Below are 23986 nucleotides of genomic sequence, written 5' to 3'. Positions count from 1 at the left end.
CGAAAAAGCCGCGGAAAACCGCGGCTTTTCGTTTGCTTGATCCCCTGAAGGAAACTGGAGCGGGTGAGGCGATTCGAACGCCCGACCCCAACCTTGGCAAGGTTGTGCTCTACCCCTGAGCTACACCCGCTCGCGCGGCCTTGGGCCGCAAGCCGCGCCTATATGGCCGAAGAGCGCGGCGATTGCAACAGGGAAATGATGGTCTTTTTGGAGCTAGCTCTTCGTGCATTGAAGGTTCGTTCCGAACCGGCGGATTCCGTTGGCCCGGCCCGGCGGTCTTGCCCGAGGGCATCGTTGGCCGTAAACGGCATGACCTTCAAGACGAAGTGAGGACCGATGCCGAAGACCGAAGCCGAGCTCTATGCCTTTCTTGCCGATCTCGGCATCTCCGTCTCGACGGTGCGCCACCCGCCATTGTTCACGGTCGCCGATTCGCAGGCGCTGCGCGGCGAGATCCCGGGCGGGCACACCAAGAACCTCTTCCTCAAGGACAAGAAGGACAATTTCTTTCTCGTCACCGTCGGCGAGGAGGCGGTGGTCGACCTCAAGCAGATCCACCATCTAATCGGCGCCGCCGGGCGCGTGTCCTTCGGCAAGCCGGAAATGCTGATGGAGCTGCTCGGCGTCATTCCTGGCGCGGTCACCGTCTTCGGCCTGATCAACGACACGGCCGGCCGGGTGAAGGTCGTCCTCGACCAGGAATTGATGAGCCACGATGTCATCAACGGCCATCCGCTGACCAACGAGGCGACGACGACCATCGCCGCCGCCGATCTCGTCAGATTCGTCGAGGCAACCGGCCACGATGCTGTTATCTTGAAAGTCTCATTATCTTGAAAGTCAGGGCTTGATCGCCACATGGATGGCGAAACCGAAATCCGACAATGACGCGCCGCGCCTTCATGCCGGCGGCGGCGCGACCGAAAGGGCGACGACATGAGTGACGACAATCCGTTCAGCGGCTCATTTGGCGGCAATGCCGGCCAGTACGCCCAATCCGTCCAGTATGGCGGCGGCGACCGCGCCAAGGTGTCGCTCGGCGAGGCGCCGGCGGCCGCCGACCTGATCAAGGACACCACGACCGCGACATTCGCGGCCGACGTCATCCAGGAATCGCGCCGCCAGCCGGTTCTGGTCGACTTCTGGGCGCCCTGGTGCGGCCCCTGCAAGCAGCTGACGCCGCAGCTCGAAAAGGCGGTCCAGGCCGCCGGCGGCAAGGTCAAGCTGGTCAAGATGAACATCGACGACCATCCCTCGGTCGCCGGCCAGCTCGGCATCCAGTCCATTCCGGCGGTCATCGCCTTCAAGGACGGCCAGCCGGTCGACGGCTTCATGGGCGCCATTCCCGAAAGCCAGATCACGCAGTTCATCCAGAAGGTCGGCGGCAAAGGCGGCGGCGCGGCGTCGCAGATCACGGATGCGCTTGCCGCGGCCAGCGAGGCGCGCGAGGCCGGCGATGTCCAGACCGCGGCCGATATCTATGACGCGATCCTCGAGCAGGCGCCCGAAACCATCGAGGCGATTGCCGGGCTTGGCGAGATCCTGTTCGAGGCCGGCGACAGCCAAGGCGCCGAGGCGGTGCTCGGCAAAGCGCCCGAGGACAAGAAAGACGCGCCGGCGATCGCCGCGCTGCGCGCTAAGATGACGCTGGCCGCGGAGGCGGCGGCGCTCGGCAATCCGGCCGAGTTCGAGCGCCGGCTCGCCGCCGATCCCAACGATCATCAGGCGCGTTTCGACCTGGCGATGGTGCAGAACGCGCGCGGCGAGCGGATGCAGGCCGCCGACAATTTGCTGGCAATCGTCAAGGCCGACCGGACATGGAATGACGACGGCGCCAGGGCGCAGCTCTTGAAGTTCTTCGAGGCATGGGGGATGACCGACGAGGCGACGCTTGCGGCGCGGCGCAAGCTTTCGTCGCTGCTGTTCTCGTGAGCGCGTTGCCGCCGGCTCCTTTGCCGGGCAAGGGGGCTTGCGCGCGGCGGCGGCTGCGCCAGATAGGGGGCAGTGGCCTGCCCTGCCGACAAATGGTTGGATAGGCAGGCCGCGCCAGAGGAGATCGCAGGTTTGGGGAGATCGCAGGTTTGACACGCTCGCCGGCGACGCCTCTAGAGCGTTTCACCGGTTCACTGAAACGGCGAACCGCCCTATCTCTTTGTTTTGACGCAATTCCGGACGGAAAACCGTTTCACACTTTTCCTGGAATTGCTCTAAGGCTTGAAGTGCAGGCGGAGGGTTGAAGTGCAGGTCGGAAACGCCCGCTATCGGCTCGCGAAGGATTTGCCGTCGACGATCCCGGTGTTTCCGCTCGCCGGAGCGCTGCTGCTGCCGGGCGGCCGCATGCCGCTCAATATTTTCGAGCCGCGCTATCTGCAGATGATCGACCAGGCGATGGCCGGGACGCGGCTGATCGGCATGATCCAGCCCAGCCTCGACGGCGCGCTGCGCGACGACGGCGAGCCGGAGCTGTGCAGCGTCGGCTGCGCCGGCCGCATCATCTCGCTCGCCGAGACCGGCGACGGCCGCTACCTGATTTCGCTGCAAGGCGTCTGCCGCTTCCGCGTGACACAGGAGCTGGCGGCGAAGACACCGTTCCGGCAGTGCCGGATCGCGCCGTTCCTCACCGATCTCGAGGAGGACCAGGCCGCCGCCGAGGTCGACCGGCCGGCGCTGCTCAAGGCGTTCCGCGCCTATCTGCAGGCCAATGACCTCGAAGCCGACTGGGAAAGCGTCAGCCGCGCCGAGAACGGAATGCTGGTCAATGCGCTGTCGATGATGGCGCCCTATGGGCCGGCCGAGAAGCAGGCGCTGCTCGAAGCGGCGGATTTGAAGACGCGCGCCGAGACGCTGATCGCCATCACCGAAATAACGCTGGCGCGCGAGGATGAGGATTTTGGCTCGAGCCTGCAGTAAGTGCGCTGATATTCAGGTGATGCCGGCCTGCGAACGGCGGCCTCCTGCGCTTCCGGTGCTCACGTACTTGAAGTACGCTCCGCTCCGGTTCTCGGAAGCCACCGTTCTCGACCCGGCCTGACCTGGATCTCAACACACTTAAGCCTATGGAGTTGGGTGCGATGGCGGCGGATGGACGTGACGGGCGCAAGGCCACGGTCGATCCAAGACTGCTGGAACTGCTCGCTTGCCCGCTGACCAAGGGACCGCTGACCTGGGACGAGGAACGCAGCGAGCTGATCTCGCGCGTGGCCAAGCTCGCCTATCCGGTGCGCGACGGCATCCCGATCATGCTGCCCTCGGAAGCGCGCACGATCTCGGCCGATGATATGCTGACGCCACCGCCGCGGCTGAGCGGGCCGTCGTAGGGTTCTGGTGCGGGAAGGACGCTGCATCCCTGCTCCCGGCGCTGACGTGGGGGATTGGCCGGCCCCCCCTGTGACGTCGTCATACTCGGGCTTGACCCGAGTATCCATGCCGTGACCTTTACCGTTGAGTGCTAACAGTGCAAAATTCTGTAACCGTTGCAATGCTTTAGCGTCACGGCATGGATTCTAGGGTCTGCGCGCGTCGCTTCGCTCCTTGCTTCGCCCTAGAATGACGACCGAACGAATGTCGTCGCTAATCTCAGACGTCTCCAACAAAGCTGGGCGGGATGCTCCCGGCGCAGACGTTGGAGATTGCCTGGAACGCCGCTTGTCCCTACTGAAAGCGCCTACTGAAAATTCCGCCCCTTCGGCATGACCTGCTGAGCGGCACCCGACAGGGCCTCGCTGTCCTGGCGGACCGGCAAGCCGCGGTTCGCGGGAGCGGTGTCCCCGGCGGGCTCATGCTCGATGGTGGGTGGCCGCAGAAGCACGCTCAGCCAGGGCGTGAGATCCTCGATCCTGTCGGCGACGATGTGGATGACGTCCGATTCCTGCTGCAGCTTGCCGGTGACGCGGATGAAGCGCGCGCCCATCACGATTGAGCGGAAGCGATCGAAGACGCGCGGCCAGATGATGACGTTGGCGATCGCCTTTTCATCCTCGAGCGTGAGGAAGATCGCGTTGCCCTTGCCGGGGCGCTGGCGCACCAGCACCAGGCCGGCGACGGTGACGCGCCGGCCGTCGCGCACCGACGGCAGGCGGGCATTGGGGGTGATGCCGGCGCGGGTGAGCCGTTCGCGCAGGAAGGCGACGGGGTGCTCCTTCAGCGACAGGCCGAGCGAGCGGTAGTCATGGACGACATGCTCGCCGAGCGGCATTTTCGGCAGCTTCGTTTCGGGCTCCAATTCGCGTAAGCCGAGAGCGGGGCGGTCGAACAGCGGCAGCTTTTCGGCAGCGCTCCTGCCGTCGAGCGCGCGCACCTCCCAGAGCGCTGAGCGGCGGTCGAGGCCGAGCGAGCGGAAGGCGTCGGCCTCGGCCAGCCTCTCGATCTCGCCGACATCGAGGCCTGAACGCAGCCATAGATCCCTGACCGATCGATAGCCCTCGCCGCGCCGGGCGACGGCGGCCTCCATGCGCTCCTGCGACAGGCCCTTGACCTGGCGGAAGCCGAGCCGCACGGCATGCGCCGTCTCGATGATGCCGCGCATCGAGGCATGGCGTTCGAGGATGCGCGAAGGATCGAAGGCGGCTCCCTCCAGCGTGCAATCCCAGACGGAATGGTTGATGTCGACCTCGCGCACCTCCACGCCATGGTCGCGCGCATCGCGGACGAGCTGGGCCGGCTGGTAAAAACCCATCGGCTGCGCGTTCAGGATCGCGGCGCAGAAGACGTCGGGATAAAAGGTCTTGAACCAGCAGGAGGCGTAGACCAGCAGCGCGAAGGAGGCGGCGTGGCTTTCCGGGAAGCCGTATTCGCCAAAGCCTTCGATCTGCTTGAAGCAGCGCTCGGCGAACTCCTTCTCATAGCCATTGCTGACCATGCCGTCGATCATGCGCTGGCGATAGTTGCCGATCGTGCCGGTGCGCTTGAAGGTCGCCATGGCGCGGCGAAGCTCGTCGGCCTCGCCCGGCCGGAAACCACCGGCGACGATGGCGATCTTCATCGCCTGTTCCTGGAACAGCGGCACGCCGAGCGTCTTGCCGAGAATCTTTTTCAGATCGGAGCTGGGGTAATTGACGTCCTCCTTGCCCTGCCGCCTGCGCAGATAGGGATGCACCATGTCGCCCTGGATCGGGCCGGGCCGCACGATCGCCACCTCGATGACGAGGTCGTAGAACTCTTGCGGCCTGAGCCGCGGCAGCATCGACATCTGGGCGCGGGATTCGATCTGGAAGACGCCGAGCGTATCGGCCCGGCAGATCATGTCGTAGACGCAGGCGTGTTCCGGCGGCAGGGAATTCAAGCCATAGGGCCGGCCGTAGTCGTCCCGCGCTTCCGGATAATGATTGGTGAGCAGGGTCAGAGCGCGCTTCAGGCAGGTCAGCATGCCGAGCGCCAGCACGTCCACCTTGAGGATCTTCACCGCGTCGAGATCGTCCTTGTCCCACTCGACCATCTTGCGTTCCTCCATCGCCGTCTTGACGATGGGCACGACCTCGTCGAGCCGGTCGCGGGTTATGACGAAGCCGCCGACATGCTGGGAGAGGTGGCGGGGAAAGCCCATGATCTCGTTGGCGCGCTCCAGCACCTGCCGCGACAGCGGGTCGGTGCGGTCGAGGCCGCCGGCATTGGCCTCCCTTTCGCCGAGCTCGGAGGTCGACCAGCCCCAGATGGTGCTCGACAGGGCGCTGCGGACATCTTCCGAGAGACCCATTGCCTTCGCCACCTCGCGCAGCGCCGAGCGGCCGCGATAGCTGATGACGGCGGCGGCCAGCGCGGTGCGCTTGGCGCTGTATTTGTCGTAGATATAGGCGATGACCTCGTCGCGCCGCTCATGCTCGAAGTCGACGTCGATGTCGGGCGGCTCGTTGCGCTCCTCGGAAATGAAGCGCTCGAACAGCGCGTCGATCCGGTCGGGTCCGACTTCGGTGATGCCGATGCAGAAGCAGATGACCGAATTGGCTGCCGAGCCGCGCCCCTGGCAAAGGATATTCTGGCTGCGGGCGAATTTCACGATATCGTAGACGGTCAGGAAATAGCGCGCATAGTTCAGGCGCTCGATGAGGGCGAGTTCTTCATCGATGCGCTGCGTGACATGGTCAGGAACACCTGCCGGATAGCGCCTTGCCGCGCCTTCCCGCGCCAGGCGCTCGAGCTCGGCCTGCGGCCCGAGGCCGGATTCGGTCGGCTCGTCGGGATAGTTGTATTCGAGATCGCTGAGCGAGAAGGTGAGCTCCCCGGCGAAGCGCAGCGTCTCGACCAGCGCCTCTGGGTGGCGGCGGAACAGGCGCGCCATCTCCAGCGGCGGCTTCAGATGGCGCTCGGCATTCGCCGTCAGCTCCAGCCCGACCTCGGAGATAGGCGTGTTGAGACGGATCGCGGTCAGCACGTCCTGCAGCGGCCGGCGTTCGGCGGCATGGTAGAGCACGTCGTTGGTCGCCATCAGCGGGACGCCGGCGTGTTCGGCCATCGCCGCCGCCTGCTCGATGCGGAAGCGGTCATTGCCGCCATAATCCGGCGCCACGGCCAGCCGGAGCGCCGCGCCGAAGCGATCCTTGAGCCGGCTAATAAGTGCCAGGCTGTCTTCCGCGCCGCCCGACAGATTGGGCAGGATGGCCAGCGACATCAGATCGCCCCACTCGAGCAGGTCGCTCAATTCAAGCAGCGTCGCGCCTTTCTCGTTCTCGTCGCGCAGATTGGCTTGCGTCAGCATGCGGCAAAGATGCCCCCAGCCCTTGCGACTCTGAGGATAGGCGAGGATGTCCGGCGTGCCGTCGCGGAAAACCAGGCGGCAGCCCGGATGATAGGCAAGTTTTTCCACCTTCGCCTGCTGCCAGGCGCGCACGACGCCGGCGACCGTGTTGCGGTCGGCAAGCCCGATCGAGGCAAAGCCGTAGAATTTTGCCGTCACCACCAGCTCCTCGGGCTTCGAGGCGCCGCGCAGGAAGGAAAAGTTCGACTGGATGCCGAACTCGGCATAGGGGATGACGGTCAGCGCGTTCATGCGAACACCCCGTGCATGAACCAGCGCGGCGCGGCCTGCGCGGCGCTGCTGTAGAGACCCTGGCGGTAGAGCCAGTAACGACGCCCCTCGCTGTCCTCGATACGGTAATAGTCGCGGGTCGGCCCCTCCTCCTCGCCGGGCAGTTGCCGCCACCATTCGGCGGCGATGCGTTCCGGCCCTTCGGCGCGGGCGACGCGGTAGAGCGCGCGCCGCCAGCGGAAATTCATCGGCGGACCCTCGGGGATCTCGGTCGCCGGCACCTCGATCGGCTCGGGCGAGCGGAACAGGCGTACCGGCCGCTCCGGCGGGTAGATGGTCATCGGCGGCATGGCGCGGTCGCTCGCCGGCATGCGCCTTTGCGGCGCTTCCGCGAAGGGAACCGTGGTTACGGCGCGCTCCGGCAGATGGCTTTCGACGACGACCGGCTTCAGCACGGCGGCCTCGCCGAGGCGGGCGCGGATGCGGTCGGCGAATAAAGCGATGTCGGCGTCATCGTCGTCCGCTTCGCCGGCAAGATCGCCCTGCAGCATGTCGAAAGCGGCAACCGAAAGCACCGACAGCCGCACGAGATCGAAGCCGAAGCCGGCATCGATGTTTTGTTCCAGCGCGGTCAGCCGTTCGTGGAACAGTTTTCGGATCAGCTGCGGCTCGCGCATCGGGCGCGAGGTGCCGACGGCGATGCGGCTGACGGCGCCGTCGACGCGGAAGAGGAGAAGGGCCAGCGCCCTGGCGCCCTCGCCGCGGCGCTCGAGATCGGCCTTCAAGGCGATCGCCAGCCGGCTCACCAGCCGCTCGATGTCGTCGGTGAGCATGACCGGTTCGGCAAGATGACGCTCGACCGAGAGCGGCGCCACGGGAAGGCGCGGCGACACGGCCTCGTCGAGGCGGCCGAGCGCCTGGTCGAGGCGCAGCAGCAAGGTGGCGCCGAAGCGGCGGGCGAGCGGCGCGCGCGGCGCCGCCATCACCGCGCCCGCCGTGCGCAGGCCGACGCTTTCCAGGCTGGCCCGGGTTTCCGGCGCGATGCGCAGCGCCGAAAGCGGCAAGGGTGCCAGAAGCGCTTCCTCCTCGCCGCCGGCAATTATGCGGTCGCCATGGAAGCGCGCCGCCGCCCAGGCGGCGCCCGGCGTCGAGGCGAGGCCGGCGCGGACATCGAAACCCTGCTGGAAGAAGCGGGTGAGGATCTCGTCCTGCATGGCGCGCTCGCCGCCGAACAGATGCGTGCAGCCGGTGACGTCGAGGAACAGCCCGTCCTCGCCGTCGATCGCCACCAGCGGCGTGTAGCGGTCGCACCAGTCGGCGAGGCCTTCGAGCAGGCGGCGGTCGGCTTCCGCGTCGGCTTCCACCACGTCGATCGAGGGATGCATGGCGCGCGCATCGGCAATGCCCATGCCGCGCTTCAGTTTCAGCGCCTCAGCCCGCTCGTCGAGGGCTGCGATGCGCTGGGCGTTGCTGTCGCGATGGCTGATCACAAGCGGTGGGTGAGGCGGGGGCAGGTGATCCGACGGCCGCGAACGCCAGGACCGCCCCAGACGCTGGCGCAGGATCCGCTCCGCGCAGAGGTACGGGAACCACAGCGACAGAATTCTCTGTTCTTTCTGCAAAAGCGTGCTCATCGGGGTTCCACTCCAGTGTGAATTGTCCGGGCAGGGCCGTGCGGCTCTTGCCGATATCGACGGTGAAGGCGGGGCGGCCGATCGAGCCGGCGAGCGGGCCGGCGACCGTCTCGCGGCTGGCTGAGGGGGCGGCCGAAACGATGAGGCGCACGGGCGCTGCTGTGGGCTCGGCCTCGCCGGCCTGGCGCAGCAAAAGCACCGGGCGGGCGGCGTTTTGGGCGCGGGCGTGCAGCCGCCGCGTCGCGGTAAGGTCGAGAAGCCGCGGGCTGCCGCGGATCTCGAGGATGACGGCGGCGAAGGCCGTCATGCGCGCCGCCTCCTCGGCGATCCATAGCGCGTCCAAGAGCTTCGGCGCTTCGGAGAACAGCAATTGCTCCGGCGCGATGCCGAAGAGGGCGTACAGCCCCCTGGCATAGGGAAAGCCGGCCTCGCGAAAAATCTCCGCCGTGCCGATCCAGAGGACCGGCAGGCCCGGCTTTTCCCTGAGGATCAGGCTGGTGAGCGACAGCGCAAAGCCGGCGACGGCACCGGCATCGCGGGTCTCCAGCCCATGGATCTCGCTGAGCGCCGCCTTGGGCAGGCCGCCGCCGAGCGCGGTATCGAGGCGCTCGATGCCGGTGTGCAGGAAGGCATCCGGCGAGGCCACGGCGAGGCCGCGCCGGACGATCGTGACGTCCGATCGAGCGGCATCGAGGGGTGTGCTGCCGGCCGGCGCCTCAAGGCGCTCGGGCAGCGTTCTCTCGATCTTCGCGATCTGGCGGCGCAGGGCAAAAACAGTTTCCCGCGCCACGGCGCTCATCGCCATGACGTTCACTTCCGGCAGCAATTGTTCCTGTTATGTTCCTATAGATTCCAGAGGGTCCCCGAAGAGTCAAGCGGAGTCTAAAGGAATTTATTCCTTCGCTCTTTACCCTCAGGGAAGCCTGCCAGCCGGCTCATTTGCCTCAATCGGCGCGAAAGCCTATATGCCGGGATCAAAGGAAACCTCATGGCCCGCATCTACAAGACCCGCACCTGGCACGACCAACTCTCGCCGTCGATGGAGGAAATGGAGCTTCTGGCTCTGGAGGCATATGCGCATCTGCCGGAAGAGTTCCGCAAGCTCACCGGCGAGATCGTCATCCAGATCGCCGACTTCCCGACCGACGAGATCATGGACGACCTGTCGCTGGAGACGCCCTTCGACCTGCTCGGCCTGTTCGAGGGACGCGGCATCGCCGAGCGCTGGAACCCGCAGACCGGCGAGGGGCCGAACCGCATCACGCTCTACCGCCGCGCCATCCTCGACTACTGGGCCGAGAACGAGGAGACGCTGGGCGACATCGTCACCCATGTGCTGGTCCACGAGATCGGCCATCATTTCGGCCTGTCGGACGACGACATGGAGCGGATCGAGGAAGCGGCGGAGCAGGCGGCGGCGGGGTGAGCGCACCTCGTCATCCTAGGGCGGAGCGACGCGAAGCGGAGTGTAGACCCTAGGATCCATGCCGTTACCTTGGCACAGTGTTCCAGCGGCGCAGAACTATCATCGCGGCCTTTCGGCTACTCGATCCCAGACGGTTCCGCCACCTTCTGATCCGTGGCGTCTTTCGACAGAGGACACGGCATGGATCCTAGGGTCTGCGCGCGTCGCTCCGCTCCTTGCTCCGCCCTAGGATGACGAAGTTACGGGGATGCGGTCTATTCCCTAAATATGCAGCGCGTGCCCGAGCGCCTTCAGCGCCGCTTCCTGGAAACCTTCGCCCTGCGTCGGATGGGCGTGAATGGTGCCGGCGATGTCCTCCAGCCGCGCGCCCATTTCGAGCGCCAGGCCGAAGGCCGCCGACAGTTCCGACACGCCTTGCCCGACCGCCTGGATACCGAGCACCAGATGATTGTCGGCGCGGGCGACGACGCGCACGAAGCCGTCCTCGCCTTGCTTGGTCATGGCGCGGCCGTTGGCGGCGAAGGGAAACTGCCCGACCTTGATCTCGCCGGCTTGCGCCTTCGCCTCTTCCGGTGACAGGCCGGCCGTGACCAGCTCGGGATCGGTGAAGCAGATTGCCGGGATCGCGCGCTTGTCCCAGCTTCTTTTGTGGCCGGCGACGATCTCGGCCACCATCTCGCCCTGCGCCATGGCGCGATGCGCCAGCATCGGCTCGCCGGTGACGTCGCCGATGGCATAGATGCCGCGCATCGAGGTCCGGCATTGGTCGTCGATGCGGATGAATTTTCCCGCCATGTCCAGATCGATCTGATCCAGCCCCCAGCCATCGGTCAGCGGCTTGCGGCCGACCGTGACCAAGATCTTGTCGGCGGCGACCTTGGCATCCTTGCCGTCGGTCGCTTCGACCAGCAGCGCATCGCCCTTGGTCGACAGCCCCTTGGCCTTTGCCTCCGTCATCACCTCGATGCCAAGCTCGCCCAGACGTTTGAGCACCGGCCTGGTCAATTCCGCATCGTACTGCGCAAGCACGCGCGGCAGCGCTTCGACCACGGTGACATGAGAGCCCATCTTGGCAAAGGCCATGCCGAGCTCCAGCCCGATATAGCCGCCGCCGACCACGGCAAGCGTCTTCGGCACTTCGCTCAGCGCCAGCGCCTCGGTCGACGAGATGACCGGACCGCCGAAAGGCAGGAACGGCAATTCGACCGCGGCCGAGCCGGTGGCGATCACCACCGTCTCGGCGCGGATGACCTGGATCCCGGTCTCGGTCTCGACCTCGACGGTCTTGCCGTCGCGAAACGTCGCCCAGCCATGCACGGTCTTGACCCTGGCCTTCTTGAGCAGGCCGGCAACGCCGCTGTTCAGCCGGCTAACGATACCATCCTTCCAGGCGATCGTTTTCATGAGGTCGAGTGTCGGCGGGGCAACCGAAATGCCAAGCATGCTCTTGCCGCCGGCCATATGCGCGATCTTCTCGAACTCCTCCGCGGCGTGGATAAGCGCCTTGGACGGGATGCAGCCGACATTGAGGCAGGTGCCGCCCGGCTTGGCAACCTCGACGATCACCGTGTCGACGCCGAGCTGGCCGGCACGGATGGCTGAGACATAACCGCCGGGACCGGCGCCGATGACGAGCAGCTTGCAGGAGATCTCTTTCATGACGACTGCTTCCTTTCGGCGAAGGCCGCCGCGCGCTTTTCCCTTCTCCCCTTGTGGGAGAAGGTGGATCGGCGCGATAGCGCCGAGACGGATGAGGGGTGTTCCAGCGGAGTGAGACGCTGGCGTTCCCTGGAGCACCCCTCATCCGTCGCCTTCGGCTCCCCCTTCTCCCACAAGGGGAGAAGGGGGAGCCCATATGCCGGCGCCGCAACGTTCGAGATCGACCCCATCCCCTCAATCCACGAAGATCAGCGCCGGCGTCTCAAGCAACGCCTTGATACGCTGCACGAACACCGCGGCATCCCAGCCGTCGATGACGCGATGGTCGAAGCTGGACGACAGGTTCATCATCTTGCGGGGAATGAACTGCGTGCCGTCCCACACCGGCCGCACCATCATCTTGTTGACGCCGACGATCGCGACTTCCGGATAGTTGATGACCGGCGTCGTCGCCACGCCGCCCATGGCGCCGAGCGAGGTGATGGTGATGGTCGAGCCGGAAAGCTCGTCCCGCGTCGCCGTGCCGGACTTGGCCGCATCGGCCAGCCGGTTGACCTCCGCGGCGCAGTCCCACAGATCTCGCGCCTCGGCGTGCTTGACCACCGGCACCACCAGCCCGGTGGGCGTCTGCGCGGCGATGCCGATATGGATGCCTTCATGCTGGTGGATGATGCCGGCATCGTCGTCGAACAGCGCGTTGAGGTTCGGCTGGTCGGCGATCGCCTTGACCATCGCCCGCATCAGGAACGGCAGCAGCGTCAGTTTTGCGCGATCACCGCGCTTGTCCTTGTTGAGCGTGGCGCGCAGCTCTTCCAGCGCCGTGACGTCGATCTCCTCGACATAGGTGATATGAGGGATGCGCGATTTGGCGAGCGACATTTTCTCGGCGATCTTGCGCCGCAAGCCGACCACCTTGATGTCCTCGACGCCGTCCTTCGGGGCAAGGCCGGTGGCGCGGGCAAGCTGCGGGCCGCGCGCCAGAAAAGCCTCGATGTCCTCATGGCTGATGCGCCCGGCTGGGCCGCTGCCCGGAACCTGGCGAAGATCGATGCCGGCTTCCTTCGCGCGAAGCCGGACGGCAGGCGAGGCCAGCGGCTTGTCGCCTTCGGCGCGCGGCGCGCCGGAAGTCGGCGCTGAACCAGCAGACGCCGTCGCAGCACCCCCACCCTTAGCCCCTCCCCCCACGAGGGAGGGGGAGGCTGTGGCCATCGCCGGCTCAACTTTCCCCGGGGAAGCCTTTTTGGATGAGCTCATAGCCGGCTTGGTGTCTGCCTTGGCGGTCGAAGCGCGTTCCCCTTCCCCTTGTGGGGAGGGGCCAGGGGTGGGGGTCGGCGCCGTCTCCGGCGATTTCGCACCCGCCACGACATTGCCTTCGCCGGCCACTTTCAGCCGCACGATCGGCGAGCCGATCGCCACCGTGTCGCCGATCTCGGCGCCGAGCCAAAGGATCTCGCCGTCGACCGGCGACGGGATCTCGACGGTTGCCTTGTCGGTCATGACGGCGGCCAGAACCGTGTCCTCGCGCACGAGGTCGCCGACCTTGACGTGCCACTCGACGAGCTCGGCCTCGGCGACGCCTTCGCCGACATCGGGCAGCTTGATGATATGTTCGCCCAACTAAGCCTCCCCGCTCTAAGCTTCCATGGTCTCGACGAGCGCGCGCCCGACCCGCGCGGGGCCGGGGAAATACTCCCACTCCTGCGCATGCGGATAGGGCGTGTCCCAGCCGGCGACCCGCGCCACCGGTGCCTCCAGATGGTAGAAGCAGTTTTCCTGCACCAGCGCGACCAGTTCGGCGCCAAAGCCGGAGGTCAGCGTCGCCTCATGCACGACCACGCAGCGCCCGGTCTTCTTCACCGAGGCGACGATGGTGTCGAGGTCGAGCGGCAGAAGCGTCCTGAGATCGATGATCTCGGCGTCGATGCCGGTTTCTTCGGCGGCGGCCTCGGCGACGTAGACCATGGTGCCGTAGGCCAGAACGGTAACCGCCGAACCGGGCCTCCGGATCGCCGCCTTGCCGAGCGGGATCGTATAGTGCCCGTCGGCGACCTCGCCGAGCCGGTGCTTCGACCATGGCGTCACCGGCCGGTCGTGATGGCCGTCGAAGGGGCCGTTATAGAGCCGCTTCGGCTCGAGGAAGATGACCGGGTCCGGATCCTCGATCGCCGAAATCAGCAGTCCCTTGGCGTCGTGCGGATTGGACGGCACCACCGTCTTCAGGCCCGACACATGCGTGAACAGCGCCTCTGGACTCTGGCTGTGCGTCTGGCCGCCAAAGATGCCGCCGCCGGTCGGCATGCGCACCACGATCGGGCAGGTGAAATCATTGTTGGAGCGGTAGCGCAGCCGCGCCGCCTCCGACACGATCTGGTCATAAGCCGGATAGACATAGTCGGCAAACTGCACCTCCACGCAAGGGCGAAGCCCATAGGCGGCCATGCCGATGGCCGAACCGACGATGCCGGCTTCGCTGATCGGCGCGTCGAAGCAGCGGCTCTTGCCATATTTGGCCTGCAGGCCTTGCGTGCAGCGGAAGACGCCGCCGAAAAAGCCGACATCCTCGCCATAGACGATGACGCGCTCGTCGCGCGCCATCGAGACATCCATGGCGTCGCGGATCGCCTCGATCATGGTTTTTCTTGGCATGGTCAGACCCCCGCCTGCTGGCGCTGGCGCCTGAGATGCGGCGGCATCTCGGCATAGACGCCCTCGAACATGTCGCGCGTCGACGGCTTGCCGCCGGCATGCAGCGTGCCGTGGCTTTCGGCCTCCTTCTGCGCCGCGATCACGGTCTCAAGGATCTCGGCCTCCGCCTGAGTGTGGCGATCCTCCGACCAGACGCCTCTGTGGATGAGGTGGTTCTTCAGCCGGATGATCGGGTCGCCGAGCGGCCAGGCGTCGGATTCGGCCTTCGGCCGGTAGGCGGACGGATCGTCCGAGCTCGAATGAGCGCCGACGCGATAGGTGACATATTCGACCAGCGTCGGCCCGAGATTCTTCCGCGCCCGCTCCGCCGCCCATTTGGCCACGGCATGGACGGCAAGATAATCGTTGCCGTCGACGCGCAGCGAAGGAATCCCGAAGCCGAGGCCGCGCGCCGCGAAGGTGCCGGAGCCGCCGCGCGCTATGCCCTGGAAAGTGGATATCGCCCACTGGTTATTGACGACATTGAGCACGACCGGCGCCTTGTAGGTCGAGGCGAAGACCAGGGCCGCATGGAAATCGGATTCCGCCGTCGAGCCGTCGCCGATCCAGGCCGCGGCGATGCGGGAATCGTTGGAGATCGCCGAGGCCATCGCCCAGCCGACCGCCTGAATATACTGCGTCGCCAGATTGCCTGAGATCGAGAAGAAGCCGTGCTCCTTCGAGGAATACATGATCGGCAGCTGCCTGCCCTTCAGCGGGTCGGCCTCGTTGGAGTAGATCTGGTTCATCATCGTGACCATCGGATAGCCGTCGGCAATCAGCAGGCCGGCTTGTCGATAGGTCGGGAAATTCATGTCGCCCGGCTTGAGCGCCTTGCGGAAGGCGCAGCTCACCGCTTCTTCGCCGAGATGCTGCATGTAGAAGGAGGTCTTGCCCTGGCGCTGCGCCATCTGCATGCGGGCATCGAAGGTTCTGAGCCGCATCATGTTGCGCAAGCCTTCGAGCAACTCCTCGTCGGTGAGCAGCCCGGCCCACGGCCCGACCGCTTCGCCGGCGCGGTTGAGCACGCGGATGATGGAGAAGGCCATGTCGCGGATGGCGCGCGGATCGACATCGATCTCCGGGCGCGGCACCGAGCCGGCCTTGGGGATGGTCACATTCGAGAAGTCGGGCGTGCCGCCGGGCCGAACCTCGGGCTCCGGCACATGAAAGCGCAACATTCCAGCATCGGCCATGAGCTCACGTCCTCCAATGTTGCCGGTGCGATATTTGCACATCCGCGCCGCGATTTCATCGGGCGAGATGGCGGCCGTCCTCTCGGCCACCGGCCTTTGAAGACCGACGCGGCGCGCGGCGACAAGATGCAGATATGGCGGCGAAATTTCTTGTCGATGTTTTCAGGCGGCGCGCAATTTGGCGAATGGCTGGAACCGTTTAGGCGCAAGAGGCGGCAAAGCGGCGGTTGGTTCGGTCGGCGGCCAAGTTTGGCAGCGCTGGCAGATTTCGCCAATCTTCAGCGTCGCAAGAAAGGCGCCAAGGCGGTGGCCAGCCCCTTCTCCCCTTGTGGGAGAAGGTGGATCGGCGCGCAGCGCCGAGACGGATGAGGGGTGTTCCAGCGGAGTGAGACGCTGGCGTTCCCTGGAACACCCCTCATCCGTCGCCTTCGGCGACACCTTCTCTCACAAGGGGAGAAGGAAGAACCAGAGCCGCTTCTCCGTTCACTCCGCTCGCGCCTCATGCTAACTCACCCCGCATGGCACAGAAGAAAGGATACGAGGTCGATTCGTGGCTCGCGAAGCCGGACCCCGCTATTGGGATCGTCCTGCTTTACGGTCCCGACCGCGGCCTGGTCGCCGAGCGGGCGAAGACTTTCGCCACGAAGACCGGCCTGCCGCTAGACGACCCGTTCTCGGTGGTCAAGCTCGACGGCGCGGAGGTCGACCGCGACGAAGGCCGGCTGCTCGACGAGGCGCGCACAGTGCCGATGTTTTCCGACCGGCGGCTGCTTTGGGTGCGCAACGCCAGCGGCCAGAAGGCGCTGGCCGACGACATAAAGGCGCTGACCGCCGAGCCGGCGCGCGACGCGATCATTCTCATCGAGGCCGGCGATCTGAAGAAGGGCACGGGCTTGAGAGCCATCGTCGAGGCCGCAGGCAACGCCATTGCCCTGCCTTGCTATGCCGACGAGGCCCGCGACCTCGATACGGTGATCGACGACGAGCTGCGCAAGGCTGGCATGTCGATGACGCTCGACGCCCGCCAGGCGCTGCGCCGCAATCTCGGCGGCGATCGCCTGGCCTCGCGCGGCGAGATAGACAAGCTGGTGCTTTATGCCCACGGCAAAAAGGAAATCGACCTCGACGACGTGAATGCCTTGTCGGGCGATGTTTCCGGCGCCTCCTTCGACGACGCGGTCGACGCCATGCTCGACGGCAAGGTCGGCGATTTCGACGTTGCGTTTACCCGGCATTGCCAGTCGGGCGGCCATCCGTTCCTGGTGCTGTCCTCGGCGATGCGGCAATTGCAGGCGATGCAAGTCATGCGCGGCCAGATGGAATCGGGCGGCCGCAACGCCGCCTCGGTCGTCGCAGGCGCCCGCCCGCCGGTCTTCTTCTCGCGCCGCAAGCTGGTGGAAAAGACGCTCGAGCGCTGGAACGTTGAGGCGCTCGGCCGCGCGCTGAACCGGCTGCAGACGGCGGTGCTGCAGACGCGCAAGCGGCCGGATTTGTCGGAGGCGCTGGCAAGGCAGGCGCTGCTCGGCATCGCGGTGGAGAGCGCGAGGCTGGGGCAGCGGTAAACGCCGGCGATTGGCGAAAGCGGCAGAGCTGCCGATCTCCCCCTTGTGGTGGAGATGTCCTGTCTACCCTCCATAGCCGCAGCGCAGGTGCTGCGAAGGACGGGCAGGACAGAGGAGGGCGCTGCCCCGCCAGCTTGTCCTTCCTCATTCTAGGGCGAAGCGACGCGAAGCGGCGCGCAGACCCTAGAATCCATGCCGTGACATTGGCCGCAGAATGCAACGGTTCAGAATGGCGGCTGGCGACAGTGCCAGCTAAGATCGCAGCATGACAGGCTACGTCTACATGACCGCAAGCCAGAAAGGCGGCACGATCTATATCGGTGTCACCAGCGACCTTGCCCGTCGCATGCCCGAGCACAAGACCGGCCAAGGCTCCAGCTTCACCAGCCGCTACGGCGTGCAGCGTTTGGTCTGGTACGAGGAATACTTCGACATCACCGACGCCATCCAGCGAGAGACGTCATTGAAACGCTGGCCACGCCAATGGAAGATTGAATTGATCGAGAAGACCAATCCGGAATGGTTCGAGCTGTTTCGCGGAATTGGCTGGTGATCGTTCTGCGCCGCTGCGGTGCTCGGGCGTCACGGCATGGATTCTAGGGTCTGCGCGCGTCGCTTCGCTCCTTGCTCCGCCCTAGAATGACGAAGGAAGCCGGCGCTATAGCGCCCCGCCTCTGCCCTGCCGGGGCATTCCCGCAAGGACGGAGTGGCAGCGCCGCCGCTTTCGCCAATCGCCAACGAAAAGGGCCGGTGTCGCGGCCAGCCCTGTCTCAGCTATCACCAATATATCAGGCGTATCCACCCTTGAGCCAAAACTTCATTAGCCGGCAAAATATCGTTGCACTTCAACACCCTACCGCTCATCCTTCAATCGCCGGCAGAGCTCGTCGAGCTGGTCCAGCGAGCGATAATTGACCTTGAGCGTGCCACCTTTGCCCTTGTGCTCGATGCTCACGATCATGCCGATCGTATCGGTCATCAGCTTTTCCAGCGCCAGCGTGTCGGGATCTTTCTCCGGCGCACTGGCCGCGGATTTCGCCTTGGCCGGCGTCGGTCCGGCGGGCATCTGCACCAGCGCCTCGGCCTGGCGCACAGAAAGCCCTTCCTTGACGATGCGCTTGGCGAGGCCGGCCGGATCCTCGGCGGTGACCAGCGTGCGGGCATGACCGGCCGACAGATCGCCGTCGACCAGCATGTCATGGATGACATTGGGCAGCTTCAAGAGCCGCAGCGTGTTGGCGACATGGCTGCGGCTCTTGCCGATCACCTGGCCGAGATCGGCCTGGGTATAGCCATGCTCGTCGATCAGCTGCTGGTAACCTTGCGCCTCCTCGACCGGGTTGAGGTCGGCGCGCTGCACGTTCTCGATGATTGCCAGCTCCAGCGCCGTGCGGTCGTTGACGTCGCGCACGATGAGCGGGATTTCCGTCAGGCCGGCGCGCTGCGCCGCCCGCCAGCGCCGCTCGCCGGCGATGATCTCGTAGCGGCCGGGCTGCGACGGCGACGGCCGCGCCACCACCGGCTGCACCACGCCATGTTCGCGAATCGACTGGGCGAGGTCGATGAGCTCGGCGTCGCCGAAATGCCGGCGCGGATTCTTCGGGTTCGGGCTGACGAACTCGATTGGCACTTTGCCGTCCGCCGCGACCGCGCTCGGCTTTTCCGGCGCCGCGGGACGGTCGATCTCGCCGATCAGCGCAGCCAGGCCGCGGCCCAGTCTTTTTCTTGATTGGTCTTCGCTCATTATTCTGTCCAGATCGTTTCGGAATCGAATCGGCTATTCGTTAAAGGGATTTGGCCTGTCAGCCCGGCTCAGGCCGCGCGCAGCTTGCGCTCGCGGCGGATCACTTCGGAGGCGAGCTGCAGATAGGCCTGGCTGCCCGAGCATTTGAGATCGTAGAGGATCGCCGGCTTGCCGTAGGAGGGCGCTTCGGAGACGCGAACATTGCGCGGAATGATCGTCTCATAGACCTTGTCGCCCATATGGGTGCGCACGTCCTGAACCACCTGGTTGGCGAGGTTGTTGCGGCCGTCATACATGGTGAGCACGATGCCCTGGATGGTGAGATCCGGATTGATCGTGCGCCGCACCTGCTCGACCGTCTCCAGCAACTGGCTGAGGCCTTCCAGCGCGAAGAACTCGCACTGCAGCGGCACAAGAACCGAATCAGCCGCCGCCATTGAATTCAAAGTCAAAAGGTTGAGCGACGGCGGACAGTCGATCAGCACATAGCCGAAAGGCGCCGCTCGCTCGGCGGCGTCGCGCAGCGCGTTGCGCAGGCGCAGCGCCCGGTCGGGGGCCGAGGCGATCTCCATCTCGATGCCGAGCAGGTCGAGCGTCGAAGGCACGATGGACAAGCCCGGCACCGCGGTCGGCACCGCGGCCGCTTCCAGCTCCAACTCGCCGGTCAGCACGTCGTAGGACGAGACGGTGCGGTCCTTGCGGTCGATGCCGAGGCCGGTGCTGGCGTTACCCTGCGGGTCGAGGTCGACGATCAGCACGCGCTCGCCGATCGCGGCCAGCGCCGTCGCCAGGTTGATGGCCGTGGTCGTCTTGCCGACGCCGCCCTTCTGGTTGGCGACGGTGATGATACGCGGTCCAGTTTTCATGGGTTTATGCCAGTAATTCATTGCGGTTTCGCCGGGCGCAGATCGGTGATTTCCAGGATGACGCCGTGAGGGTCGGTCATGCTTGGATGTTCTACCAGATCGAAGGCCCAGCGGTGAGCGCTTTCTTCCACTTCGGCCCGGTAATCCCGGCCTTTGTGGAAAAGCGCGCGCGCCCCTTTCGTCAGCCAAGGTGCCGCGAGATCCAGCAGGTCGGGAAGCGCAGCCAGGGCTCGAGCGGTGACAATTTCAGGTGCGGAAACAAGGGGATAGCTATCGTCGATACGTTTGGCCAGGACCCGCGCCGGCAGGCCGAACTGACCGATGACTGATTGCAGGAACGCCGCCTTCTTGCGGTTGCTCTCGACCAGAGAGATCGAAGCGCCTGGGCGCTCGGCTAGCAGGAAACCCAGCACCAATCCGGGAAAGCCGCCACCCGAGCCGAGGTCCACCCAACGCTTGGCTGCAGGTGCGATTCGCGCAAGCTGGGCGCTGTCCAGGATGTGACGGCGCCAGACGTCGTCCAGTGTCGACGGCGCCGCCAGGTTGATGCTGCGGTTCCATTTCAGGAAAAGCTGTTCGAAGGCTTGCAGCCGCTCGAATGTTTCACGTGAAACCGGACCCGCCGCTTTCTGCAGGTCTTCCCAGCCGCTCACGCCACGTCCCTTCGCGCGGCGAGTTCGGCATTGCGGACATGCGCGACAATGACTGCGAGCGCGGCCGGCGTCATGCCTTCCATGCGCTGCGCATCGGCGATCGAGCGCGGCTGGCGCGACTTCATCTTCTGCTTCAACTCGTTGGAGAGGCCCGGCACATCGGAGAAGTCGATGCTCTCCGGAATAAGCCGCGACTCCTCATGCCTGATCTGCGAGACATCCGCTTGCTGGCGTTCCAAGTAGACGGAATATTTTGCTTCGGTCTCGAGCCGCTCTCTGGTCTTAGCGTCAAGCCCGGCAAAGCGGGCTTCGATACGTGCCAGCCAGGCCATGTCCACGCCCGGATGGGCGAGCAGCTCATAGGCCGAGCGCCGCACGCCGTCCTTGTTGATCTCCAGGCCATGTCGTCCCGCTTCGTTCGGCGTGAAGGTGATCGACTTAGCCAACGCCCGGGCGTGGTCGAGCTTTCCGGCAATCTCGCCAAAGCGCTGCTGGCGCTCCGACGACGCAATCCCGAGCTTCGCCGCCAGCGGCGTCAGCCGCTCGTCGGCGTTGTCGGCGCGCAGCGAAAGCCGGAACTCGGCCCGTGACGTGAACATGCGGTAGGGCTCGGCGATGCCGCGGCTGGTCAGGTCGTCGACCATCACGCCGATATAGGCATCGGTGCGGCTGAGCACGACCGGCTCGCTTGCCGAGGCTTTGCGCGCGGCATTGATGCCGGCAAGCAAGCCTTGCGCGCCGGCCTCTTCATAGCCGGTGGTGCCGTTGATCTGCCCGGCCAGAAACAGACCGCTGACGCGCTTCGTCTCCAGCGTTGTCTTGAGCTCGCGGGGATCGACATGGTCATACTCGATGGCATAGCCGGGTTGCAGCATCGTCGCCTTCTCCAGCCCGGGGATCGTCTTCAGAATATCGAGCTGCACGTCTTCCGGCAGCGAGGTCGAGATGCCGTTCGGATAGACGGTGTCGTCGTCGAGGCCTTCCGGCTCGAGAAAAATCTGGTGGCCTTCGCGGTCGCCGAACTTGACGATCTTGTCTTCGATCGACGGGCAGTAGCGCGGCCCGACACCTTCGATCGAACCGGAATACATCGCCGACCGGTTCAAATTGAGGCGAATCAACTCATGAGTCGCCGTCATGGTGCGGGTGATGCCGCAATGGATCTGCGGATTAACGATCCGGTCTGTCATCAGCGAGAACGGCACCGGATCCTCGTCCGCCGCCTGGCTGTCCAGCGAAGCCCAGTCGATGGTGCGGCCGTCGAGGCGAGGGGGCGTCCCGGTCTTCAGCCGCCCCAGCTTGAAGCCGGCACGAGCCATCGTCGCCGACAGCCCGTGGCTTGCCTGCTCGTTCATGCGGCCGGCGACGATCTTTTTTTCGCCGATATGGATCAGGCCGCGCAGGAAGGTGCCAGTCGTCAGCACCACGGCCCCGCAGGCGAGCCGCCGGTCGCCTGACACCAGCACAGCCGCAACCCGACCGTCTTCAATCTCGAGGTCCAGAACCTCGCCCTCGACCACGTCCAGATTGGCCTGCGAGCGGATCGCGGCCTGCATGGCAAGGCGGTAGAGCTTGCGGTCGGCCTGCGTGCGCGGGCCGCGCACGGCCGGGCCCTTGCGGCGGTTGAGCAGGCGGAACTGGATGCCGGCGGCGTCGGCGATGCGGCCCATCAGCCCGTCCATGGCGTCGATCTCGCGCACCAGGTGTCCCTTGCCCAGACCGCCTATGGCTGGGTTGCAGGACATGACGCCGATCGTGTCGAAGCGCAGCGTCACCAGCGCGGTCCTGGCGCCGGCGCGCGCGGCGGCGCTTGCCGCCTCGCATCCCGCATGGCCGCCGCCCACCACCACCACATCATAGTGATTGGTCATTATCCAAGAATCCGGTTTCAGAGGTCGGTTGACACATGTCCCCGACGGCGGTCGGTGTCAAGGCGACAGTGCGGGAGTGACGGCCGTGGCCAGGGTGCCACTCGTCTCAGGCGTCGGCGCTGCCCTTCATCCGCCTGCCGGCACCTTCTCCCCGTATAGGGACGGGAGAAGGGGCTGGCCGCGACGTCGACTCTCAACTTGCAACGTCGGCGATTGGCGAAACCGTCCATGAGAGCGCTCCTCTCCCCGTCCCTATACGGGGAGAGGATGCCGGCAGGCAGGTGAGGGGCGGCGCCGGCCTCTGGCAATCAGACGCGTCGGATGACTCGTTTCACGTGAAACATGCACCCGCCACATCCTGCCGCTGTTTCACGTGAATCATCCACGCCCCGCAAAGGCACCGTGTTTCACGTGAATCATTTACCGATGCAGAACTGCGAAAAGATGACATCGAGCATGTCCTCGACATCGACCGCGCCGACGATCCGACCAAGTCGATCCGTGGCCAATCGCAATTCCTCCGCACGCAGCTCCTGCCCCTGTTCCGCCAAGGCGGCCGCGAGAAAATCCTTCGCTTCCTTCAGCAGCTCGACATGGCGCAGCCTGGACGGCAGGACGTCGCTTGCATCTCCGATCGCCATGGCGGCACGGCGGCCGATCTCATCCAGCAGACCGGAAAGCCCGATGCCGTCCTTGGACGAGATGATCCAATCATAGCCACCATTGCTTACGCCCTTGAGATCGGCCTTCGTGCCGATCTTCAGCAGTGGCACGCCTGTCGGAACCACGCCCACGGGCTGCGGATCGACTATGTCCTCCAACAGCAGGACAAGGTCCGCCCCGCCGGCCTTGGCGCGCGCCCTCTCGATGCCGATCGTCTCCACTCTTCCGGCCGTCTCGCGCAGGCCGGCCGTGTCGACGATACGCACCCGCATCCCATTAAGATCCAGCACCACTTCGAGCAGATCGCGGGTGGTGCCCGGTTCATCTGTGACGATCGCCGCCTCGCGTTTGGCCAGCGCGTTGAACAGGCTGGACTTTCCGGCATTCGGCGCGCCGAGAATGACGACCTCAAAACCGTCGCGGATGATCTCAGCAGCCTTGAACCCCTGGATGTGGCGCTCAATCTCATCGATCATTGCCGCCACGTCGGACCAGACTGCCTCCGAAACGGACCCCGGCACATCCTCTTCGTCGGCAAAATCGATCTCCGCTTCGATCATCGCCCGCGCATGGATCAATCGGCGGCGCCAACTCGAATAAAGCTCGCTCTGCGCCCCCTCGGCATTGCGCATGGCAAAACGCCGTTGCGCCTCGGTCTCGGCATTGACGAGATCGGCCAGTGCTTCTGTCTCGGTGAGGTCGAGCTTGCCGTTGAGGAAGGCGCGCCGCGTGAATTCGCCGGGCTCGGCATGCCTGACGCCTTCGAAGCCGGTGATCGTCTCCAGCATTTTCGCGGCCACCGCCCGGCTGCCGTGGACATGGAACTCCGCAACATCCTCGCCGGTAAAGCTGCCCGGCCCGGGGAAGAAAACGACAAGCCCGTGGTCGATGATCGAGCCGTCGGGCGCTCTGAGGCTGCGCAACGTGGTGAATCGATCCTTAACGGCCCCAACCATGGTTTCGACTACGAATCGAGTCTTCGGGCCGGAAATGCGGATCACGGCAATGCCGGCAGGCAGGCGGCCGCTCGAAAGCGCTACGATTGAATCTTTGGAAACCATTTGCC

At 65.4% G+C, this 23986-nt stretch carries 20 protein-coding genes and 1 tRNA gene; 8 read left to right on the top strand and 13 right to left on the bottom strand.

The features are described from left to right. Nucleotides 1-55: 55 nt before the first annotated feature. A tRNA-Gly gene (locus ABID26_RS30720) sits at nt 56-130 on the bottom strand. A gap of 206 nt (nt 131-336) precedes the next feature. Here ABID26_RS30720 and ABID26_RS30715 point away from each other — a divergent pair. From ABID26_RS30715 to ABID26_RS30700, 4 genes are all read left to right on the top strand, one after another. Then, nucleotides 337-837: a prolyl-tRNA synthetase associated domain-containing protein gene (locus tag ABID26_RS30715; protein WP_126097042.1), complete on the top strand. Its 501-nt coding sequence runs from the start codon at nt 337-339 to the stop codon at nt 835-837. A gap of 99 nt (nt 838-936) precedes the next feature. Continuing rightward, a complete protein-coding gene (trxA, locus tag ABID26_RS30710) occupies nt 937-1932 on the top strand; it encodes a thioredoxin (protein WP_126097041.1) in 996 nt (331 codons plus the stop codon). A 306-nt stretch (nt 1933-2238) separates the two neighbouring features. Further along, nucleotides 2239-2910, top strand: coding sequence for an LON peptidase substrate-binding domain-containing protein (locus ABID26_RS30705; protein ID WP_126097040.1), 672 nt, complete (start codon nt 2239-2241; stop codon nt 2908-2910). A gap of 161 nt (nt 2911-3071) precedes the next feature. Then, entirely contained in the window at nt 3072-3317 is a 246-nt protein-coding gene (locus tag ABID26_RS30700; RefSeq protein WP_126097039.1) for a Trm112 family protein, read from the top strand. Between the two features lie 347 nt (nt 3318-3664). Here ABID26_RS30700 and ABID26_RS30695 read toward each other — a convergent pair whose 3' ends face one another. Genes ABID26_RS30695 through ABID26_RS30685 form a run of 3 tightly spaced genes read right to left on the bottom strand, consistent with a single transcriptional unit; the run spans nt 3665 to nt 9400 of the window. After that, nucleotides 3665-6982: an error-prone DNA polymerase gene (locus ABID26_RS30695; RefSeq protein WP_126097038.1), complete on the bottom strand. Its 3318-nt coding sequence runs from the start codon at nt 6980-6982 to the stop codon at nt 3665-3667. After that, nucleotides 6979-8451: a DUF6504 family protein gene (locus ABID26_RS30690; protein WP_126097037.1), complete on the bottom strand. Its 1473-nt coding sequence runs from the start codon at nt 8449-8451 to the stop codon at nt 6979-6981. Before ABID26_RS30690 ends, ABID26_RS30695 begins: the two co-directional genes overlap by 4 nt. Continuing rightward, complete coding sequence (locus ABID26_RS30685) at nt 8393-9400, bottom strand: ImuA family protein (protein ID WP_292375185.1); 1008 nt, start codon at nt 9398-9400, stop codon at nt 8393-8395. Before ABID26_RS30685 ends, ABID26_RS30690 begins: the two co-directional genes overlap by 59 nt. A 183-nt stretch (nt 9401-9583) precedes the next feature. Between ABID26_RS30685 and ABID26_RS30680 the strand changes: the two genes are divergently transcribed. Next, on the top strand, nt 9584-10021 hold the full coding sequence (locus tag ABID26_RS30680; protein WP_126097035.1) for a metallopeptidase family protein: 438 nt from the start codon (nt 9584-9586) through the stop codon (nt 10019-10021). A 261-nt stretch (nt 10022-10282) separates the two neighbouring features. On the opposite strand, the gene lpdA is transcribed toward ABID26_RS30680, so the two are convergent. The 4 genes from lpdA to ABID26_RS30660 form a co-directional block, all read right to left on the bottom strand. Beyond that, nucleotides 10283-11680 (bottom strand): dihydrolipoyl dehydrogenase, encoded by a 1398-nt coding sequence (gene lpdA / locus ABID26_RS30675; protein ID WP_126097034.1) that lies wholly within the window; start codon nt 11678-11680, stop codon nt 10283-10285. A gap of 234 nt (nt 11681-11914) precedes the next feature. Beyond that, the gene (locus ABID26_RS30670) at nt 11915-13297 is read right to left on the bottom strand and encodes a dihydrolipoamide acetyltransferase family protein (RefSeq protein ID WP_354417364.1); all 1383 of its coding nucleotides are present in this window, start codon (nt 13295-13297) and stop codon (nt 11915-11917) included. 15 nt (nt 13298-13312) lie between these two features. After that, nucleotides 13313-14326: an alpha-ketoacid dehydrogenase subunit beta gene (locus ABID26_RS30665; RefSeq protein ID WP_126097033.1), complete on the bottom strand. Its 1014-nt coding sequence runs from the start codon at nt 14324-14326 to the stop codon at nt 13313-13315. 2 nt (nt 14327-14328) lie between these two features. Beyond that, on the bottom strand, nt 14329-15561 hold the full coding sequence (locus ABID26_RS30660; RefSeq protein ID WP_126097032.1) for a 3-methyl-2-oxobutanoate dehydrogenase (2-methylpropanoyl-transferring) subunit alpha: 1233 nt from the start codon (nt 15559-15561) through the stop codon (nt 14329-14331). On the opposite strand from ABID26_RS30660, the gene ABID26_RS30655 reads away from it, so the two are divergent. The 3 genes from ABID26_RS30655 to ABID26_RS30645 all read left to right on the top strand — a co-directional run bounded on the left by ABID26_RS30655 (nt 15532) and on the right by ABID26_RS30645 (nt 17676). After that, nucleotides 15532-15930 (top strand): hypothetical protein, encoded by a 399-nt coding sequence (locus tag ABID26_RS30655; protein ID WP_292342599.1) that lies wholly within the window; start codon nt 15532-15534, stop codon nt 15928-15930. The two genes, ABID26_RS30660 and ABID26_RS30655, sit on opposite strands and share 30 nt — an antisense overlap. 149 nt (nt 15931-16079) lie before the next feature. Further along, nucleotides 16080-17123 (top strand): DNA polymerase III subunit delta, encoded by a 1044-nt coding sequence (gene holA / locus ABID26_RS30650; RefSeq protein ID WP_126097030.1) that lies wholly within the window; start codon nt 16080-16082, stop codon nt 17121-17123. A gap of 265 nt (nt 17124-17388) precedes the next feature. Continuing rightward, complete coding sequence (locus ABID26_RS30645; RefSeq protein ID WP_126097029.1) at nt 17389-17676, top strand: GIY-YIG nuclease family protein; 288 nt, start codon at nt 17389-17391, stop codon at nt 17674-17676. A 300-nt stretch (nt 17677-17976) separates the two neighbouring features. Here the strand turns inward: ABID26_RS30645 and ABID26_RS30640 are convergent, their stop codons facing one another. The 5 genes from ABID26_RS30640 to mnmE form a co-directional block, all read right to left on the bottom strand. After that, entirely contained in the window at nt 17977-18867 is an 891-nt protein-coding gene (locus ABID26_RS30640) for a ParB/RepB/Spo0J family partition protein (protein ID WP_126097028.1), read from the bottom strand. 68 nt (nt 18868-18935) lie between these two features. Further along, nucleotides 18936-19733: a ParA family protein gene (locus tag ABID26_RS30635; RefSeq protein ID WP_126097027.1), complete on the bottom strand. Its 798-nt coding sequence runs from the start codon at nt 19731-19733 to the stop codon at nt 18936-18938. A gap of 17 nt (nt 19734-19750) precedes the next feature. Then, on the bottom strand, nt 19751-20386 hold the full coding sequence (gene rsmG / locus ABID26_RS30630; RefSeq protein ID WP_126097026.1) for a 16S rRNA (guanine(527)-N(7))-methyltransferase RsmG: 636 nt from the start codon (nt 20384-20386) through the stop codon (nt 19751-19753). Then, on the bottom strand, nt 20383-22257 hold the full coding sequence (gene mnmG / locus ABID26_RS30625; protein WP_126097025.1) for a tRNA uridine-5-carboxymethylaminomethyl(34) synthesis enzyme MnmG: 1875 nt from the start codon (nt 22255-22257) through the stop codon (nt 20383-20385). Before mnmG ends, rsmG begins: the two co-directional genes overlap by 4 nt. Nucleotides 22258-22673: 416 nt before the next feature. Continuing rightward, nucleotides 22674-23981 carry a tRNA uridine-5-carboxymethylaminomethyl(34) synthesis GTPase MnmE gene (gene mnmE / locus ABID26_RS30620; RefSeq protein WP_126097024.1) on the bottom strand — a complete coding sequence of 436 codons (1308 nt, stop codon included), beginning with the start codon at nt 23979-23981 and terminating at the stop codon, nt 22674-22676. Nucleotides 23982-23986: the final 5 nt, after the last annotated feature.

The sequence above is a fragment of the Mesorhizobium shonense genome, from assembly GCF_040545255.1.
GTDB classification, from domain to species: domain Bacteria; phylum Pseudomonadota; class Alphaproteobacteria; order Rhizobiales; family Rhizobiaceae; genus Mesorhizobium; species Mesorhizobium shonense.
Note: the sequence above shows the minus strand (reverse complement) of the source record. Positions and strands in the feature narration are given on the sequence as shown.

Excerpts from the sequence above, each read along its gene's own strand:
- ABID26_RS30715 (WP_126097042.1), top strand. The coding sequence starts at position 337 with ATGCCGAAGACCGAAGCCGAGCTCTATGCCTTTCTTGCCGATCTCGGC.
- trxA (WP_126097041.1), top strand. The coding sequence starts at position 937 with ATGAGTGACGACAATCCGTTCAGCGGCTCATTTGGCGGCAATGCCGGC.
- ABID26_RS30700 (WP_126097039.1), top strand. The coding sequence starts at position 3,072 with ATGGCGGCGGATGGACGTGACGGGCGCAAGGCCACGGTCGATCCAAGA.
- ABID26_RS30695 (WP_126097038.1), bottom strand. The coding sequence starts at position 6,982 with ATGAACGCGCTGACCGTCATCCCCTATGCCGAGTTCGGCATCCAGTCG.
- ABID26_RS30685 (WP_292375185.1), bottom strand. The coding sequence starts at position 9,400 with ATGGCGATGAGCGCCGTGGCGCGGGAAACTGTTTTTGCCCTGCGCCGC.
- ABID26_RS30680 (WP_126097035.1), top strand. The coding sequence starts at position 9,584 with ATGGCCCGCATCTACAAGACCCGCACCTGGCACGACCAACTCTCGCCG.
- lpdA (WP_126097034.1), bottom strand. The coding sequence starts at position 11,680 with ATGAAAGAGATCTCCTGCAAGCTGCTCGTCATCGGCGCCGGTCCCGGC.
- ABID26_RS30665 (WP_126097033.1), bottom strand. The coding sequence starts at position 14,326 with ATGCCAAGAAAAACCATGATCGAGGCGATCCGCGACGCCATGGATGTC.
- ABID26_RS30655 (WP_292342599.1), top strand. The coding sequence starts at position 15,532 with ATGAAAGCGCAACATTCCAGCATCGGCCATGAGCTCACGTCCTCCAAT.
- ABID26_RS30660 (WP_126097032.1), bottom strand. The coding sequence starts at position 15,561 with ATGGCCGATGCTGGAATGTTGCGCTTTCATGTGCCGGAGCCCGAGGTT.
- holA (WP_126097030.1), top strand. The coding sequence starts at position 16,080 with ATGGCACAGAAGAAAGGATACGAGGTCGATTCGTGGCTCGCGAAGCCG.
- ABID26_RS30645 (WP_126097029.1), top strand. The coding sequence starts at position 17,389 with ATGACAGGCTACGTCTACATGACCGCAAGCCAGAAAGGCGGCACGATC.
- ABID26_RS30640 (WP_126097028.1), bottom strand. The coding sequence starts at position 18,867 with ATGAGCGAAGACCAATCAAGAAAAAGACTGGGCCGCGGCCTGGCTGCG.
- ABID26_RS30635 (WP_126097027.1), bottom strand. The coding sequence starts at position 19,733 with ATGAAAACTGGACCGCGTATCATCACCGTCGCCAACCAGAAGGGCGGC.
- mnmG (WP_126097025.1), bottom strand. The coding sequence starts at position 22,257 with ATGACCAATCACTATGATGTGGTGGTGGTGGGCGGCGGCCATGCGGGA.
- mnmE (WP_126097024.1), bottom strand. The coding sequence starts at position 23,981 with ATGGTTTCCAAAGATTCAATCGTAGCGCTTTCGAGCGGCCGCCTGCCT.